We start from the raw sequence: 17045 nt of genomic DNA on the forward strand, positions 1-17045 counted from the left end.
TGAGGTGAGATATTCTCGGGCTTGATGGAGGTGTAACTCTGAAAGGTTGACTGTCTTCGCTGCGCTCGTAAATCGTCTCGGACTGGCTTGAAGATAGTTATTTTCATAATGCTTATAAAGTAATTCGATTTTAATGCAGCTGCGGCAAAATTCCCCAAAATATGGGGGTTTCCATGATCAATCGCCGACATAAAAACAAGCGGCCTGTTCGAAATTTGATTTCGAACTCGTCACGTGACGATAAATTGGGGCAAGCTCTACGACGCGCGATTGATAAGAAAGAGATATGGCCAGCGTTTCAGCCACTCGTAGATCTAAAGACCGGAACAATTTTCGGGTTTGAAGTGCTTGCTCGTTGGACAGATCAGACAGGAGCTGCGATCGCTCCTTCGGCTTTCATCCCGACGGCCGAGCGAGAAGGACTGATAAACGCTCTGACGGAACGAATCGTTTCCGATGCGTGTCGTCAAGCAGCGACGTGGGTCGGAACATTTGTACTCGCCATTAATATATCGCCAACCCAATTCCGTGATCCGAACTTGTTCGCATCTCTCAATCAGGCGGTGCAGGCAACAGGGTTTCCGCTACACCGGATACAGGTCGAGATTACCGAAAGTGCCCTCCTCGAGAACGACAAAGTCGTCCTGGCAAATATAAAAGCTATCAAGTCCGCAGGTATGGGCCTTGCATTGGATGATTTTGGCACTGGCTTCGCAAGCCTGACCAGCTTGCATTACTTTCCGTTCGACAAACTGAAAATCGATATGAGTTTTGTGCGCTCCATGCAGCACGATGCGGCCAGCCGCAAAATCGTCGCTTCGGTGATCGGGCTTGGTCAAAGTCTAGGCATGGCTGTCGTTGCAGAGGGTGTCGAAACAGAGACGCAGGCTTCTATACTGAGGGGTCTGGGATGCGATCTTGGGCAAGGCTACCTGTTCGGCAAACCTCTCAACGGGAAGGAAACCGAGGAGGTTCTAACCACCTCCCGTCAAAAGGCGTTGCCTGCCCAAGACTCAATGATTTCTATGTTTCAGCGAGTGCATCAATTAGAGGCATTATACAAGGCCGCGCCGATCGGCTTATGCTTCCTCGACACCACGCTGAACCATATTAGCGTCAATAATCGCTTCGCTGACATCTTCGGACTTTTACCGGCAGACATGATTGGCCGTACGGTCCGCGACTTCATGCCCGATAGAGAGGCCCGGCATGTAACGAGAGATTTGAAACGCGTGCTGAGCGGCGAGACGATTATAGTCCAGGATTACCGACCGGCTGGCGGAAGCGGCTCTTATTTTGTGATCAATCAACGCGTGGATGATGACGATGGCCTGCCTATCGGCGTTTCCGTGACTGCGATAGATATTAGTGATCGCAAGTCAATAGAAACAGCACTTAGCAAGACTGAAGAGACTGCACGCTGGTCTATGGAACTCAGCCCAAACATCCCTTGGTCTGCTGACGCAGATGGTGTGGTCAACTTCATGGGCCCCAGCCCCGACGAGGCGAAACAGACTATATCTGAACGTATCGAAGACTGGCAGGCACGGATGCACCCAGAAGATCGTGACCGGGTCAGGGAGGAGTGGGGAACGAGGGTTGCAACCGGAAAAGTTTTCGAGACTATGTTTCGGATGAGGTTGTTGGATAACACGTGGCGATGGATGTTGAGCCGCGCTAAGCCGCAACTCGATCGGACGAACGCGGTCTCAGGCTGGTTCGGCGTGATCACCGAGATCTCGACGCAAGAAGAACTGAGCGTCAAACTTGCGCGCTATAAGACGATGCTTGATATCGTTGAGAGGGGAACACAATCTTCTGCTGGCTTTGCAGGCTCTGAAACGTTGGAGCTGGACAGTATTAGCTCCGTGTCACCGATTATCCATCGGCCTGATAACAACTCGAAAATGGAAGATAGCCTCCCTGCGGACCACCTTGTCGCGATGCTGATGCGAATGTTCGAGTTTTCGCCGATCGCCATGTCAATCACCACCAGTGACACAAAGACTTCCAGTTACGTCAAGGTTAACGATGCGTATTTACGCCTCACTGGACGCAGGTGGGAGGATATTAGTGGGCAGACGCTGACCGGCGAAGGTGCTGCTATAGACAATCCGGCCCGTGATCGGCGCCATCGACTGTTGGCAGAAGAGGGGTCCTACCAACTGGAAGAAGTGGACATCGCCTACGCCGACGGTACTGTCATCCCTACCCTGATATCCGCGCAAAGAACACTGATCGACGGTGTATCATTTGACGTCGAAATCATTTTGGATGTATCTGCCAGAGTAAGGCAGCAACGAGAAATTGAAAACGCGTTAAAAGCTTCCGCACGAACCGACTCCCTCTCAGGGCTCCCAAACAGAGCCGCTTTCGAAGAGTTCCTTACTGAGGCTGTCGAGCGCAACCTGACAAATGACCGAAAACTTGCTCTCGCCTATATCGACCTGAACGGGTTCAAGGCGGTCAATGATGCATCCGGCCATGCAGCTGGGGATGAAGTTCTCAGAACTGTGGCAAGTCGAATGCGCGAAAACTTCAGGGCAACGGACTTTATCGCGAGAATTGGTGGCGACGAGTTTGCTGTCATCCTCGATTTGGACAATCGCCTTGTTGCGAGCTTCCAATCCCATCTCTTTGAAACGATGGAGCGAGTATTCAAGCCTATTCCAGTGAAAGGTCAGGTCAAGTTTATTGGGGCTGCGGTTGGCGTAACTTTCCTGCAAGCTGGAGATACGGCATCCTCTTATGTGGACCGCGCAGATGAATATATGTATTTGGCGAAAAAGACTGGAGATCGGATTGCCATCGTATGCTTCGGTCAAATAATGGATCGGGTGGGGGAACGCTCTGAAAGCCACGCTTACCCTGCCCCGAAGGAGACGAGAAATCTGAAAGACAGAGCGTGCAATGATTAGCAACAAACGCCCTATTCTCGCGATCCAGACGGGTCGTTTAGTTACAGACTGTTAAGTTTGCAGAGGTTTTTTCGAGCTGCACTCCAATCCCGTCGCGGAGAAGATCGTCGTAATGTCCACTTCAGATCGGTGAGGCATTCATAGCCACCAGCATTTAACTGCTCGGCGAAGAGCTTTTCAGGGTATTGCCCTTCCCTGCTGTTCTACGGCTTGCGTGAAGAATGTGAGAATCTGCACATGTCGCAGAGGTCATGGATCTGATCGCCCTCCTCGTCCCCGGACTGTTTTTTGGAGATGCGCCCCTGCCAATCTACGACTGGGATCTGCGCAGTCCCTGGTCGGGATCGGGTCTGCTCGCTTCATTTTTACGCTCGCCTATATCGCCACCAGTAACCTCTGGGTCTCGGCGGGTGCCCATATCATTAAGGACTGGGCAGGATTCATTTTCGTGCTCGAACTTGGCCGTGTACCGACCACCTAGGAGGCGTAGGGGTAACCGGTGTTCTGGTCCCACGTTGCCCTCCGGCGTTTGATCTGTGATCGAGTTTTCATGGATAAAGAGCGGAGTTTCTCGATGGAGACCTCATTTGAGTTTCTCACAACAGGTAGGGCTGGACGTGGGGTTCAGCGACATTGGCCTGATGAGATCAAGGCGAAGATTGTTTCGGAAAGTTTGAGGCCTGGCGCGACGGTCAATGAAGTTGCGCAGCGCTATGGATTGCGGGCAAACAGCCTCTCCACATGGCGGACGATGGCGCGGCAGGGCAAGTTGATCCTGCCAGCACCGGAGGATGCGGTAGAGTTCGCGGCGGTGATCGTTGATCCACCTGTTTTGGAACCTCCGCCTAAAGCGGTTGGTCGCACCGAGATTGTCGTGGGTCCTGTCACGATCCGTCTTGAGGAGGGTGCGTCTGCTGCCCGGATCGCCGCCATCGCGCGTGCTTTGGTGGCGACGACATGATCTTTCCATCGAACCGCGTGCGGATCATGGTGGCGACCAAGCCGGTGGATTTCCGCAAGGGTCATGATGGCTTGGCGGCGCTGGTGAAGAACGAACTGCACAAGGACCCGTTTACGGGAACGGTCTTCGTGTTCCGGTCACGCAAGGCGGACCGGTTGAAGCTGATCTACTGGGATGGGAGTGGTATCGTGCTGGCATATAAGAGGCTGGAAGAGCACACGTTCACATGGCCCAGTATCAAGGATGGATTGATGACGTTGACCCATGCCCAGTTCGAGGCCCTGTTTGCGGGCCTAGATTGGCGGCGGGTTCATGCCGTCAGGACGAGAACGCCGGAGACCATCGAATAGCTGCGGCAAGATGACTCAGGACAACAGATTCCGAGGGCAAATCGGCACAGAATTTGGTAAGTTCCAGCCATGCTGGACACCGCCGATCTTCCCGATGATGTTGCTGCGCTGAAGGCGATGCTGATCGCAGCCCAAGCACGCGAGACGTCCAAGGACGTCGCGATAGCAATTAAGGACGAGCATATCGCTCGCAAAGATGAGCGGATCGAACGGCTTGAGAAGCTGGTGGCCGCCTTCAAGCAGGCAGCCTTCGGGCGCAAATCCGAGAAGACTGATCCCGATCAGTTTGATCTGGCATTGGAAGACCTAGAAACGGCGATGGCCGCGATCCATGCCGAGGACGAGGCGGACGTTCCTGCAGGCACCAGGGTCACCAAGCCACGCGCGACCAATCGCGGCTCCCTTCCAAAACATCTTCCGCGCGTCGAAGAGGTGATCGAGCCGGAAAGCCTGATGTGCGCCTGCGGCGGTTGCCTGCATTGCATCGGCGAGGATGTCTCCGAGCGTCTGGATGTGGTCCCTGCGCAGTTCCGGGTCATCGTTACACGTCGTCCCAAATATGCATGCCGTTCCTGCACCGATGGTGTCGTTCAGGCCCCGGCTCCGGCACGGCTGATCCAGGCAGGAATACCGACAGAAGCAACCATCGCCCATGTGCTGGTTTCCAAGTATGCCGATCATCTTCCGCTGTATCGGCAAGCGCAGATCATGAGCCGCCAAGGCTTGGACCTCGACCGCTCCACGCTCGCCGACTGGGTCGGTCGGGCAGCCTATGAACTGCGTCCCGTCTTCGATGCGCTGATCAGTGAGCTGAAGCGCTCGACCAAGTTGTTCATGGACGAGACCCGTGCTCCGGTTCTCGATCCCGGATCGCGCAAAACCAAGACCGGGTACTTCTGGGCGCTAGCGCGGGATGATCGTCCTTGGAATGGCGAAGCTCCGCCAGGTGTGGCCTTTACCTATGCTCCCGGTCGCGGAGGCATTCATGCGGAACGGATATTGCAGGGGTTTGAAGGGATTTTGCAGGTGGATGGCTATGCCGGATACAATAGACTGATCGGACCCGACCGCATAGGCCGGAACATTCAGCTCGCCTATTGCTGGGCGCACGCGCGGCGCAAGCTGGTAGAGATCACTCGTAACGCAACAGCACCCATTGCTGAGGACGGCGTCAAACGGATCGGTGAACTGTATCGCATCGAGGCCGAATTACGAGGCCTTGATCCCGAGGCTCGTCTCGCAGGTCGGCGCGAACGATCTGCGCCGCTCGTCGATGACATGCAGGCCTGGCTTGTCCATCACCGCGCCAGTGCCGCTGCAAAATCCCCGCTCGGCGAAGCCCTAGCCTACATCGCAAAATACTGGGATGGCCTGAAGCTCTTTTTGACCGACGGTCGCATCGAGATTGATAACAACAGCGTCGAGCGAACCATCCGACCAATAGCCCTTAATCGCAAGAACGCACTATTCGCAGGCCATGACGCGGGAGCTGAGAACTGGGCGATCATCGCCTCACTGATCGAGACCTGCAAGCTCAATGCCGTCGATCCCTTGGACTATCTGACCGCAACAATCACCGCCATCGTCAACGGCCACAAACAGAACCAGATCGATGAGCTTCTGCCATGGAGGAAATACTGACTAGGCGACAGCCTTATCCATGAACCATTATCCTATTGCTGTTCAATTGAATGAACCGATCACCCAAGGTGCGACGCGCTGCGGTCGCTATATCTCCCGGCGGGCAGCTTCATCTTCCTTCTCTCGGTCCGTGCGAAACGAGTTATATTCCCAGCGCCCGGATTGCGGGTTCGTCCGCCGCCAGACGATCTCCAGCCAGAAAAGACGTTCGTCGACAGGCTTCACCGGAAACCATGCGTACCACTCCCGCCATAGGTTCTCCTCCCTCATCCTCCACCACCTCCTCCTGGAGCTAATCTCAAGCCCGATATGCAACGAGTACCGCTCCTCCCGCGATCATCACCACGCCGAGCCAGTTGGGCAGCGACAGACGCTCTCCAAGAAACAGGACGGCGAAGACGGAAACGAGAACGACCGACAGCTTGTCGATGGGGGCCACGCGTGCGGCATCGCCGAGCTTCAGCGCCCGGAAATAGCAAATCCATGACGCTCCGGTGGCAAGGCCTGATAGAACGAGGAACAGCCAGCTTCGCGGCGACACAGACGAGGGCTCTTGCCAGTTGCCAGTGATGTACAGCATCAGGCCAGCGGCCATCAGGATGACGATGGTGCGGAAGAAGGTTGCGAAATCGGAATTGACGTTCTCGATGCCGACCTTCGCGAAAATGGCCGTCAGGGCCGCGAATCCTGCCGAAAGCAGCGCCCAAAGCGGCCAGCTTGTGAGTAAGTTCTTCATGCTCAGCTCCCGTGTCCGCTGAAGCGGATCATTGACAATCCAACAAAGAGGCCCGCCATCGAGCCGAAGAGCGACAGCGCCACGTAGATGGTCGCCATCCCCCATTGTCCGCGCTCCTACAGACTGACTGCATCGAGGGAGAACGTCGAAAACGTTGTGAAGCCGCCGAGAAGTCCGGTCGTCATGAACAGGCGAAGTTCCTGTGGCAGGCCGGAGCGCACCACGAAGAACTCGGTCAGCAGACCCATAAAGATGGAGCCGAGGACGTTCACCGTCAGAGTACCGAAGGGAAAGCCATAGCCGAACAGCCGCGCGGCACTCGTGTTGACCGCGTGGCGCGCAGCCCCGCCGATCCCAGCTCCGAAGAAGACGACGAGATAGATCATGGCCGTTTCCTCAGCGCGTCGCTTCCCTCAAAGCCTCTTCGGCGGCGATCTCGTGACCGAGCACATCCCAGTGCTCGATATGCTTGTAGATGATCACCTTGCCCTTCAGGAGCGCTCCATGTGTGCGGCAGAACTGTTCGAGTTGTTCGCGATCCGCTATGAGTTCGACACACATGGTCAGGTCCGGATTGGGAATCTCCAAGCCCTCGTCCTGGAGCTTGCCACTGTTCGAGTAGCCAAAATGGGTGTGGTGGGCGACGGCGTTCATGATCCCTGCGGCCTTGGCCTGCATCACAAGCTCACGGTAGAGAGGCTTGCCGCCGCCGAACCATCCGCCCTTGCCGACGGCCTTCTCGCGCGGCTTCAGATAAACGCGGATCATCCCGATCTCGCGTGAGGAGAGCTTGTGGCTGGTCATGGCGATTGGCCTTTCCTGTAGATTTGCTGTTGTCCGGAGTGAGCGCAAACGAACCTGAGCCAGGAGGTCGCCTCTGGCTTGGGCGTTCATGTCGCGCATGTGGCGGACGGAAATGTCCGGAGGGATGTCGCTGGCGGCCGCTGTCTTCGGCACGCCGACACGCTGCGAGAGATAGATGCTGGAATGGCCGCTGCAGAGATAGGCGACGAAGCAGGCGACCGCGATGTAGACGGAGTGCGTCGCTCCGAAGAGTTCTATGCCCATGATCATGCACGCGAGCGGCGTATTGGTCGCTCCTGCGAACACCGCAACAAACCCGAGAGCAGCAAACAGGTCCGGCGGAGCGCCCAGCACCCCAGCGAGCGCACTTCCAAGCGCCGCGCCGATGAAGAACAGCGGCGTGACCTCCCCGCCCTTGAAGCCCGCGCTTAGGGTGACGATGGTAAACAGCCCTTTCCAGGCCCAGCTCCAGTAGTCGATGTGATCGGGGCGGAAAAAGCCGAGAATCGTCGCGTCGTCCGGATTGGGCGACCAGACACCCAGGCCGAGATACTCGCGTGTCCCAAGGACGTAGACTAGGCCGATCAGGATGGCGCTGGCCAGCACGGGCCGCAGCGGCGCATAAGGCAGGATCGCCTTGTAGGCAGATGAAGCCAGATGCGAGAGTTCCGCGAAGAAGTGCGCGGCAAGACCGAAGGCGACGCCTGCGATCACCACCTTGAGCATCAGAAGCGCGTCGAGGTGGAATCCGATGCCTTCACCGATCCCGCCGAGATAGGAAATGGAATACTGGACGTGACCGATGCTCCAGGCATGGCAGGTCCAGTCAGCAACGACGGCCGCGAGAAGAGCTGGCAGCAGCGCCTCGTATTGCATACGGCCAATGGTGAGCACTTCCAGCGCGAAGACCGCACCTGCAATCGGAGTGCCGAAAACCGCGCCAAATCCAGCCGCGATTCCAGCCATCAATAGAATTCGAATATCGGATGGCGTGAGTTTGAATACTTTGCCGAACGCACTTGCCAGACTGCCCCCGAGCTGGACGGCCGTTCCCTCGCGTCCCGCCGATCCGCCCACCAGGTGGGTCAGAACTGTCGTCACCAAGATAAACGGAGCCATGCGCAACGGCACGCCGCCGCCCGGTTCATGGATTTGATCGACGATGAGATTATTGCCGCCTTCGGCAGACTTTCCGAACTTTCCGTATGCCCAGACCATGGCAAAGCCTGCGACCGGCATGAAGAAGATCAGCCAAGGGAACTCGAAGCGCAACTCGGTTGCCCTGTCGAGGCTCCAGAGGAACAGGGCGACGAGTGAGCCAACGGCCATCGCCATCGGCACGACGATAACGATCCATTTTGCGAGACTGCGGATTTGCTGAAAGCGAAGACCGAAAATCGATGCGAGCGTCATGCGAGAGACGCTCCGTCGTATGTAGCAATCGAATGGCAATACGGTAGAAAATGAATTCCAGACACAACTCTACTCCTTCGCGTGGTTCGCGTTGAGTAGGAGTCATCAGCTTCGTCGGGGAAGCGGTTCGGCATTGCGCCCGGCAGAATCCATTACCGTGCTCACACCAATATGTGATGTTGGGGCGAACTGTCAACGTCCACCATTCCCGAGATTCCATTGCGAGGGAGAGGTCGCCCGGAAATCCATGCCGTCGGACACCGAGGTGGTACTGGCACATCGCTTACGCGTAGGGGTGGTCGACGGATGCCATCTTACGCCGGATCCTTGCTTACCATGACGGGATTTTGGTTCTGGGTGACTCTTGATCATGTCTTGAAACAAGCGTTCCGCCTCATGACAATCCTAGCGCACTGTTGTAACTGGAAATAGACGGCAGCAAACGGGAGGTCAGCCTGCGACGCTCAAAAATTATCGCGGTTTCGCTCCTTCTCGGTATCCTGGGTGCCGGCGTTCCGATCTTCGGCATGCTCTGGATCACATGGGCTCTGGCCCGAAGTGACGAGCAGACGATGCTCAACACCGTTGCCGAGCGCATCCTGGTTCGAGCCACGCGCGCCGCATCTGAAGCGGAAGCTGCAATCGACATGTTATCCGACAGCGATGGCGAACCCTGCTCAACAGCAAATATCGCCCTGATGCAGCGCGAAGTCTTCAATATGCTGACAATCGAGGAAATGGGATATCTTCAGGACGGAGCTCTACGATGCACGTCTTGGGGCACGCGTCTCGATCTTCCGGAGACAACTCCGGACTTTCGAACGGAAAGTGGCTTGGACGTGACCTTCGCTCTGAGGCCAGCACTCAGGGGTGGCACTCCCAAGCTCGCCTACAGAAAGGATAACTATAACGTTCTTGTCGATCCCGCTCGATTTGTCGATGTGATCACGGAACAGAAAATACACATGGCGGTGGCCGCAAAAGACGGACGCGTTTTTGCGCATACGGAGGCCGCCGACCTTGAGGCCATCCGACGGATTGCTGCCCAGGCGCAATCCGCTCCTGATGGAACCTATGCTTACGGCGTAGTCAAATCCGACGACTGGATCGCTATAGCGCTCGAACCGCATCCAGCATTATTCAGCACGCTGAGGCGAGAGCAACTCCTCATGCTACCGCTGGCGCTTATGCTAGCAGGTGTGATGGTATCGACCGTGGTCTGGTTTTCCAAGCAGAGATTATCCATGCGTCGTGAGCTTGAGATCGCAATCCGGCAGCAAGAGTTCATAGTTCACTACCAGCCACTTATCGACTTGAAGACCGGGCAGTGTATTGGCGCGGAAGCGTTAGTGCGGTGGAAGCGCCCTGACGGCAGCTGGGTTCGCCCGGATCTGTTCATCCCTGTCGCGGAACAGTCAGGGCTTATCCAGAAGATCACTGCACAGGTCATTTATAGGATTGGACAGGACATCGGTCAGATTTTGTCCCGGGATTCGTCCTTGCATATCGCCATCAACCTGTCGGCTGAGGACCTCGCCGACGGTAGCTTTCTGCGGCTTATCGACCGACTCGTTCGAGATCATCGCCTTCAACCGAACCAAATCTGGTTAGAGGCGACAGAGCGTGGCTTCCTAGACTACGCCGCTGTCAGCGAGACAATCTCACGGGCGCACCAGTCAGGCTATGTTGTTTGTATTGATGACTTTGGAACTGGCTACTCAAGCCTTCAGCATCTCGAGCAGCTTTCGTTTGATGTCCTGAAAATCGACAAATCCTTCGTTGACAGTATCGGCGTCTCATCACCGAAAAGCATGGTTATCCATCATATCATCGAAATGGCAAAATCCCTTGGAACCCGCATCGTCGCGGAGGGGGTGGAGCGGTCCGAGCAAGCGGAATACCTCAGTGAAACGCGGGTTGAATTCGGACAGGGGTGGCTGTTCAGTCGTGCGTTGCCAAAAGACGAGTTTGCCGCTTTCCTCCAGGAGCGCTCGACCTTTGCGCAGAAAATTTCCGTAGTCTGAGCCTGCTCCAACCCTAGCTGGCGCCACTATCGTTGATCAAAGAGGGTCAGGTTTCTGGGTCGACGGTGCTCTGACCCTGTGGAGTGGATGGCCGCAAACATAATGGCCTAAAAGACATCCTCGTCGGATACAGGTCTCGCATTGACGCCAAGTTCTTCTGGAACGTTACTGAAAACCTCTTTCGGGTTCCCCGTCATGAAGAATACAGCCTTGCTTTCAGCACAGCGCCGATCTCAAGGCGCATAGGACCGTCGGTTGAATTTACATCAACCAGCGCGATGTTCGTAAGAGGAGCCAGATCCGAAGCATCAGCCTTGCACGATGCCAGACCAGCGTCTTCAAGCCCTGCGGCGACCACGGTCCCCAATCAACATTGCGATAATCAATTGGTCTTCCACAATGAAAACTTTAGGACGGAGATTTAAGGTGTTCATCGCGCTGGAAAGCGCTTCGCACTCGAATGTTCCACGATGCAGTATTAATGAAACAAAGTCATGACCACCTGCCTTCACTTTGAGACGTGGTCATCGCTAAAAGGCCCCTTCGTGCATTTCAGCTGATATTTGGATTACAGAATTCCGATAACCCGTAGCAAGAAAAAGGGCCCCGATCCGACTTCGGCTCACAGTTATCGTCGTGCCCATAATGCTCGGTCAATGATATCCTCACATTTTCCTAAGCTTCGCCTTTGGCCTGCTGCGCATGACCTTTGGCTTCGTGGGCCACGCCCCTGCCTTGCATTTCTTGGTTGTCGTTCGTGTTACCTAGGGCCTGACGGATTTCGCCAGCCACTTCATTGGCCTTGCGCTTAACCTTGGTGCTACCCATTGTCGTTCTCCTTATGTGAAATGGATTTTGTTACTGGTGAAGGAACGGGTACAATCACATGAAAACCAATACTAGTGGCGGGAGCGGAGACCGGGCCGTTCTTTTTGACGCGTCGGCCATGGCATCAGCCACAAATATTGAAATAAGCAAAAATATATTTCATTTTTTACCGCAAGGTAGGAGACCGAAACTTTCATTCAACTTTTTCAATGTAAAGATATGGGTTGAGCGCCAATGTGAAGCTGGCGTCGACTTTAGCCAGTGAGGCCGACATGCATTCGTCACCTGAACGTGCCACTCCGTTCAATATGAACGAGGGTGTAGCGTCGCCGTCCGAGCAGTTCAATCACCTGCAGGGTTTGTTCGAGAAATCGTTCAAGGCGGCCCGTGTTGGTATCTGGGAATGTAGCCTGCCTGACGAGACACTGACGTGGACAGATACCGTATTCGAGTTTTTCGACCTACCTCCGCAAACCCCTCTTACAAGAGCTGACATCGTCGCACTCTATACGTCAGAGTCTCGAGAAAAGCTCAGGGCCGCACGCAACGCGGCGATACAAGACGGCGACGGTTTTACACTTGATGCGCAGATCATCACTGCGAAAGGCAACTCGCGCTGGATCAGGATTACCGCTATCGTCGAGCGGGGCGAGGGAAGATCTATACGCATTTTTGGAATGAAGCAGGATATTACCGCCGAGAAAGCCATGGTCGATAATATTCGTCGGCTAACGGAAATTGACACGCTGACAGGACTCGCTTCACGCGCAAAGTTTGAATCTGTTCTCGCCGCGATGTGTACAGGTGGCACCCACGTCCAATATGGATTGCTACTTGTGGACCTGGACGGCTTTAAAGCAATCAACGACACGCTGGGGCACCAAATGGGCGACGAATGTCTACGAGAAGCGGGGAGTAAGCTTACTAAAGCGCTACCTGACGCCGTTGTTATCTCGCGTATTGGTGGTGATGAATTCGCTGTCATTCACACTTGCGAGTCCGCAAAACGTCTTCAGGACCTTGGAAAGCATGTCGTTGACGCTCTTGAATGGTGGTGGGATCCATCGTCCATCGAACTCAAAATTAGCGCTTCGGTCGGCGGAACCATCATCAAAAAGGAAGCAGTTCCCAACGACGTTTTCGCACTTGCTGACCGCGCTCTATATTCGGCCAAAGCAGGAGGTAAGAATAGTTTTGAGCTTGCAATACAAGACGACTTTGCGGTGAGTGCTGCGTAAAAAAATCAATGTCAGGGGCTGAACTGATGGGGTGGATGCCCCTCCGGTGGGCATCGGAATATGATGGCCTGCTCAGCGCCATGGTGACGCTCACGGAGGAAAGGCAGACGACACAGGTGCATATCCTTGTGATCGACCTCGCAGCGGAGTTTCCTAGTTTGTACGACGGATCGCGGCGGTGTGGTTCTATCCGCGGCTCCGGCTGAAATCAGGGCATTGCGTTTTGCTGCCGAGCGGTCGTCCGTTTCGCATAAGCAGCAAATCAGACCTCGCGTCCGTTGATGCCGCTTTTTTTCGCTGGCCGACGCAACGGTGAAGTCTTCACCTATGAAAAGGGCGGCATTTGTTTCAAAATGTGCCGCAGCAATTCGGTTTCGATGGACCGGATTCCAGTTTACTGCTGGGCATGCGTCCACCCATTGTCCATATCAATGACGAAACAGAGCAGACGGCGATGCGCTGGGCGCTCGGACGGATGATGGCCGAGTTGAGCACTCCTAGAGCTAGCAGCGATATACCCGTTGAGCACCTCTCCCACTTTATAGTGATCCTACCCCTTCGCTGCTTTGCCATAATAGTCCCGCATAAGATTTAAGCACTATCAGAGTGCGCAGTTTTTTTAAGCGCCCCGCTTGCTTAGGTCCGATCTTCATGCTTGTATAGACAACCAAAGCATATCGGAGCATTGGCCAGATCCGATATCGATATCAGGGGACTGTGCCATGATAACATTCGACCAAGTCACTAAGCACTACCGTGGCCCGACAACGGCTGTCGATAATCTGTCGCTGACTGCACCGACCGGCAAGCTCACAATCTTTGTCGGCCCTTCAGGCTGCGGCAAGACGACATCACTTCGTATGGTCAACCGGCTGATCACGCCCTCCTCGGGTAGAATTCTTCTCGACGGCGAGCCAACAGATGCGATGGACATCGCGCTACTGCGGCGCAAGATCGGCTATGTCATCCAAAACGCCGGACTGTTTCCCCACCGCACCGTCGTGCAGAACATCGCTACAACCGCGCGGCTGAACGGAGCGCCCAAGGGGCAGGCGCTTGGCACTGCTCATGACCTTTTAGAACGTGTCGGTCTCTCCTCCGCCTTTGCCAATCGCTATCCATGGCAGCTTTCGGGTGGCCAGCAACAGCGTGTCGGCGTTGCGCGCGCACTCGCGTCAGACCCGAAATTTATGCTCATGGACGAACCTTTCAGCGCTGTCGATCCGGTGGTCCGCGCCCAGTTGCAGGACGAGTTCCTTCGCCTTCAGCGCGAAATCGGTAAAACCATCATCATGGTCACCCATGACATTGACGAGGCTCTGAAACTTGGAGATCAAGTCGCAGTTCTGCGCACCGGCGGTACGCTGGCGCAGATCGCCACCCCCCAACAACTGCTGGCAAGACCCGCCGACGACTTCGTGGCCGATTTCATTGGACGCGACAGGGGTTATCGCATCCTCGGCTTTACCGAATTCCATAATGGCGGCGTGCCACTTGGCCAGGAACCGACAGCCACGCTTGGCGCCACCCCAGAAGCTCTTCGGCAGATAGCGACCGACAGATGGGTGCTCGTAGCAGACGCCGAGCACCGACCACTAGGCTGGGCCGATATCGAAAGCGCCAAGGCTCCATTGAGAGATGGCGATCTCAATCTCAGCGGAACGCTTGCCGTCGAAGGCAGCAGCCTGCGCCACGTCCTCGATGCTGCACTCAGTTCACCGTCGGGTCGTGGCGTGATCGTTGGACCATCAGGCGTATTGGCGGGCACCGTCACCCTGTCTCATGTGGCAGCCGCGATCGAGGCGGCTCGCTCCGGTCGTGTGGGAGCGCAAGTATGAGGTTCGATTGGCTGTACCGCGAGTCCGGCCGTATCGCCGAACTCTTCCTCTGGCACCTTTGGCTTTCCGTGATCCCCGTGGTCATCGGCCTCCTCCTTGCTCTTCCTCTTGGGTGGCTTGCGCAAAGGGCCGGTTTCTTCCGTTCGACTATGCTCGGTGCGGCTGGTTTGCTTTACACCATCCCGTCTCTCGCTCTTTTCGTTCTCCTGCCGCTCGTCCTTGGCACGCGCATTCTCGATCCGCTCAATGTGGTTGTCGCGCTGACGATTTATGCGCTGGCTCTACTTATCCGCACCGTCAATGACGGCCTCAATTCCATACAGCCCGATGTCATTCAGGCTGCCAACGCCATGGGCTACCGCACATTGCCGCGGCTTATTTTCGTTGAGCTACCCCTTGCGGTGCCGGTCATTGCCGCGGGCCTGCGTGTCGCTGTGGTCTCCAATGTCAGCATCGTGTCCGTCGCAGCACTCGTCGGCACACCGCAGCTCGGTCTTCTCTTCACCCAAGGGCTTCAACTGCGCTTCCTAACGCCGATCTTTGCCGGGATCGTTCTTTGCGTGCTGCTGGCAGCCCTCCTCGACGGGATCGTGCTCTTTGCCACAAAACGGTTGACACCATGGCAGCCCGGAGGTGCAGAACGATGATCGCATGGTTTTCCGATCCGGCCCACTGGACAGGCACGGATGGCGTCTTCGCCCTCGTCATTCAGCACCTGATCTATAGCGGTGTTGCCCTCTTTTTCTCATGCCTAATCGGCTTGCCAATCGGTCTTTATGTCGGACACACCGGCCGCGGTGTGGTTGTCATTGCAGGTCTTGCAAATGCGCTGCGTGCACTGCCAAGCCTTGGTCTTATCGTACTGCTCGTCATCCTATTTGGTCCGGTCTTTGCATCGGATATGGCATTCATCGTGCCCAGCATCATCGTTCTCGTTCTGCTCGCCGTTCCACCCATCATGAGCGCGACCTATGCCGGCGTTGCGGCGGTGGATGCGGCGGCGGTGGATGCGGCGCGCGGCATGGGCAAGCGTCCGCTCGGTATTCTTTTAGATGTAGAACTGCCCTGCGCCCTGCCGCTGGTTTTCTCCGGGCTACGGAGCGCTACATTGCAAATTATCTCCACTGCAACCATCGCGGCCTACGTGTCGCTTGGCGGGCTTGGACGCCTTATCATCGATGGCCGAGCGCAGAACGACTACTACCAGATGGCAGCCGGTGCCATTTTGGTCGGTGCGCTCGCCCTTATGGTCGATCTGGTGATCGGCATCATATCAAGGCTCACGGTGTCACCCGGACTAACCCGCCGCGCATAAGGCGGGCCCTCAACCAAGACTGCATTTTTTTTGAAGACGTTGAAACAAAAGGAGTAGTTTGCATGGCATTCAATATCTTAAAGGTCGCTGGCGCATTTGCGCTGATCGCGCTTTCCGCTACCACGACGCTCGCCCAGACCGACCCCCTTGGAAAGGCTCCGGCTCAACGTACGGATACGTCCACCATCATCGTCGGCTCGGCCGATTTCCCTGAAAGCCAGCTTCTGGCCACCATCTACGCCAAGGCGCTGGAGGCAAAGGGCATCAAGACTGAAACGAAGCTCAGCATTGGCAGCCGCGAAGTTTATATGCCGGCACTTCTAGACGGCTCGATCGATCTCCTGCCGGAATATGCTGGCGCGACCTTGAGCTACCTCGACAAGAATGCCACCGCCCACTCGCCGGAAGACGTGGCGAATGCTCTGAAGGCCGCCCTGCCGGAAGGCGTCACGATGCTGACACCGTCCAAGGCGCAGGATTCCGACGGCGTAGCCGTGACCCGCGCAACGGCGGAGAAATACAAGCTCAAGACGATCGCCGATCTCGCGCCGGCTGCATCAGAAATCGTCCTCGGCGGCCCGCCGGAGTGGAAGACGCGCAAGGAAGGCATCATCGGCCTAAAGGACCTTTACGGCCTTGAGTTCAAGTCGTTCAAGCCCCTAGATGTCGGCGGCCCGCTGACCCTGTCTGCACTCCTGAACGACCAGGTTCAGGCAGCTAACCTTTTCTCGACGGATCCGGCGATCGCGGCCAACGATCTGGTCGTTCTCGAAGACGTCAAAAACCTGTTCCCGGCCCAGAACATCGTGCCGGTCATGGCAAAGGCCAAGGTCAACGATACGGTCACGAAAACGCTGAATGCGGTTTCCTCCGCTTTGACCACCAAGGATTTGATCGTGATGAACGGTCGCCTTGCCAATCACGACAGCTTCGATGTGGTGGCCGAAGAGTGGCTGACGACTCACGAGTTGAACTAGAT

At 55.9% G+C, this 17045-nt stretch carries 15 protein-coding genes, 1 pseudogene and 1 riboswitch; of the genes and pseudogenes, 11 read left to right on the forward strand and 5 right to left on the reverse strand.

The annotated features are described in order from the left end of the window. Window positions 1-173 precede the first annotated feature (173 nt). The 4 genes from CPJ18_RS23940 (at window position 174) to tnpC (ending at window position 5870) form a co-directional block, all read left to right on the forward strand. Window positions 174-2918 (forward strand): EAL domain-containing protein, encoded by a 2745-nt coding sequence (locus tag CPJ18_RS23940; protein ID WP_167397972.1) that lies wholly within the window; start codon window positions 174-176, stop codon window positions 2916-2918. Between the two features lie 574 nt (window positions 2919-3492). Further along, entirely contained in the window at window positions 3493-3879 is a 387-nt protein-coding gene (gene tnpA / locus CPJ18_RS26660) for an IS66-like element accessory protein TnpA (protein WP_245445482.1), read from the forward strand. Continuing rightward, complete coding sequence (tnpB, locus tag CPJ18_RS26665) at window positions 3876-4229, forward strand: IS66 family insertion sequence element accessory protein TnpB (RefSeq protein WP_146258722.1); 354 nt, start codon at window positions 3876-3878, stop codon at window positions 4227-4229. The genes tnpA and tnpB overlap by 4 nt, the downstream gene beginning before the upstream one ends. Before the next feature lie 69 nt (window positions 4230-4298). Continuing rightward, window positions 4299-5870: an IS66 family transposase gene (gene tnpC / locus CPJ18_RS23950; protein WP_103660269.1), complete on the forward strand. Its 1572-nt coding sequence runs from the start codon at window positions 4299-4301 to the stop codon at window positions 5868-5870. Window positions 5871-5957: 87 nt separating this feature from the next. On the opposite strand, the gene CPJ18_RS23955 is transcribed toward tnpC, so the two are convergent. The 4 genes and pseudogenes from CPJ18_RS23955 to CPJ18_RS23970 form a co-directional block, all read right to left on the reverse strand. Then, window positions 5958-6140, reverse strand: coding sequence for a hypothetical protein (locus tag CPJ18_RS23955; RefSeq protein ID WP_103660270.1), 183 nt, complete (start codon window positions 6138-6140; stop codon window positions 5958-5960). Window positions 6141-6168: 28 nt separating this feature from the next. Beyond that, window positions 6169-6606 (reverse strand): EamA family transporter, encoded by a 438-nt coding sequence (locus CPJ18_RS23960; protein ID WP_103660271.1) that lies wholly within the window; start codon window positions 6604-6606, stop codon window positions 6169-6171. 2 nt (window positions 6607-6608) lie between these two features. Further along, window positions 6609-6992 (reverse strand): annotated as a pseudogene (gene crcB, locus CPJ18_RS23965) (fluoride efflux transporter CrcB). 10 nt (window positions 6993-7002) lie between these two features. Then, complete coding sequence (locus tag CPJ18_RS23970; protein WP_103660272.1) at window positions 7003-8823, reverse strand: voltage-gated chloride channel family protein; 1821 nt, start codon at window positions 8821-8823, stop codon at window positions 7003-7005. Window positions 8824-8912: 89 nt separating this feature from the next. Continuing rightward, window positions 8913-8989, reverse strand: a riboswitch (Fluoride riboswitch). 406 nt (window positions 8990-9395) lie between these two features. Here CPJ18_RS23970 and CPJ18_RS23975 point away from each other — a divergent pair. Then, window positions 9396-10847, forward strand: a complete 1452-nt coding sequence (locus tag CPJ18_RS23975; RefSeq protein ID WP_167397973.1) for an EAL domain-containing protein — start codon at window positions 9396-9398, stop codon at window positions 10845-10847. 675 nt (window positions 10848-11522) lie between these two features. On the opposite strand, the gene CPJ18_RS23980 is transcribed toward CPJ18_RS23975, so the two are convergent. Beyond that, window positions 11523-11675, reverse strand: a complete 153-nt coding sequence (locus tag CPJ18_RS23980) for a CsbD family protein (protein ID WP_103660274.1) — start codon at window positions 11673-11675, stop codon at window positions 11523-11525. A gap of 224 nt (window positions 11676-11899) precedes the next feature. On the opposite strand from CPJ18_RS23980, the gene CPJ18_RS23990 reads away from it, so the two are divergent. The 6 genes from CPJ18_RS23990 to CPJ18_RS24020 all read left to right on the forward strand — a co-directional run bounded on the left by CPJ18_RS23990 (window position 11900) and on the right by CPJ18_RS24020 (window position 17043). Beyond that, window positions 11900-12913, forward strand: coding sequence for a sensor domain-containing diguanylate cyclase (locus CPJ18_RS23990; protein WP_245445483.1), 1014 nt, complete (start codon window positions 11900-11902; stop codon window positions 12911-12913). Window positions 12914-13268: 355 nt separating this feature from the next. Next, a complete protein-coding gene (locus CPJ18_RS27680) occupies window positions 13269-13508 on the forward strand; it encodes a cupin domain-containing protein (protein ID WP_407026505.1) in 240 nt (79 codons plus the stop codon). Window positions 13509-13635: 127 nt separating this feature from the next. Beyond that, a complete protein-coding gene (locus tag CPJ18_RS24005) occupies window positions 13636-14751 on the forward strand; it encodes an ABC transporter ATP-binding protein (protein ID WP_103660279.1) in 1116 nt (371 codons plus the stop codon). Then, complete coding sequence (locus CPJ18_RS24010) at window positions 14748-15398, forward strand: ABC transporter permease (protein ID WP_080803361.1); 651 nt, start codon at window positions 14748-14750, stop codon at window positions 15396-15398. The genes CPJ18_RS24005 and CPJ18_RS24010 overlap by 4 nt, the downstream gene beginning before the upstream one ends. Continuing rightward, window positions 15395-16066 carry an ABC transporter permease gene (locus CPJ18_RS24015; RefSeq protein ID WP_080803364.1) on the forward strand — a complete coding sequence of 224 codons (672 nt, stop codon included), beginning with the start codon at window positions 15395-15397 and terminating at the stop codon, window positions 16064-16066. Before CPJ18_RS24010 ends, CPJ18_RS24015 begins: the two co-directional genes overlap by 4 nt. Before the next feature lie 62 nt (window positions 16067-16128). Further along, on the forward strand, window positions 16129-17043 hold the full coding sequence (locus CPJ18_RS24020; RefSeq protein ID WP_103660280.1) for an ABC transporter substrate-binding protein: 915 nt from the start codon (window positions 16129-16131) through the stop codon (window positions 17041-17043). Window positions 17044-17045 lie beyond the last annotated feature (2 nt).

The sequence above is a fragment of the Agrobacterium rosae genome (genome assembly GCF_002915175.1).
Taxonomy (GTDB): domain Bacteria; phylum Pseudomonadota; class Alphaproteobacteria; order Rhizobiales; family Rhizobiaceae; genus Agrobacterium; species Agrobacterium rosae.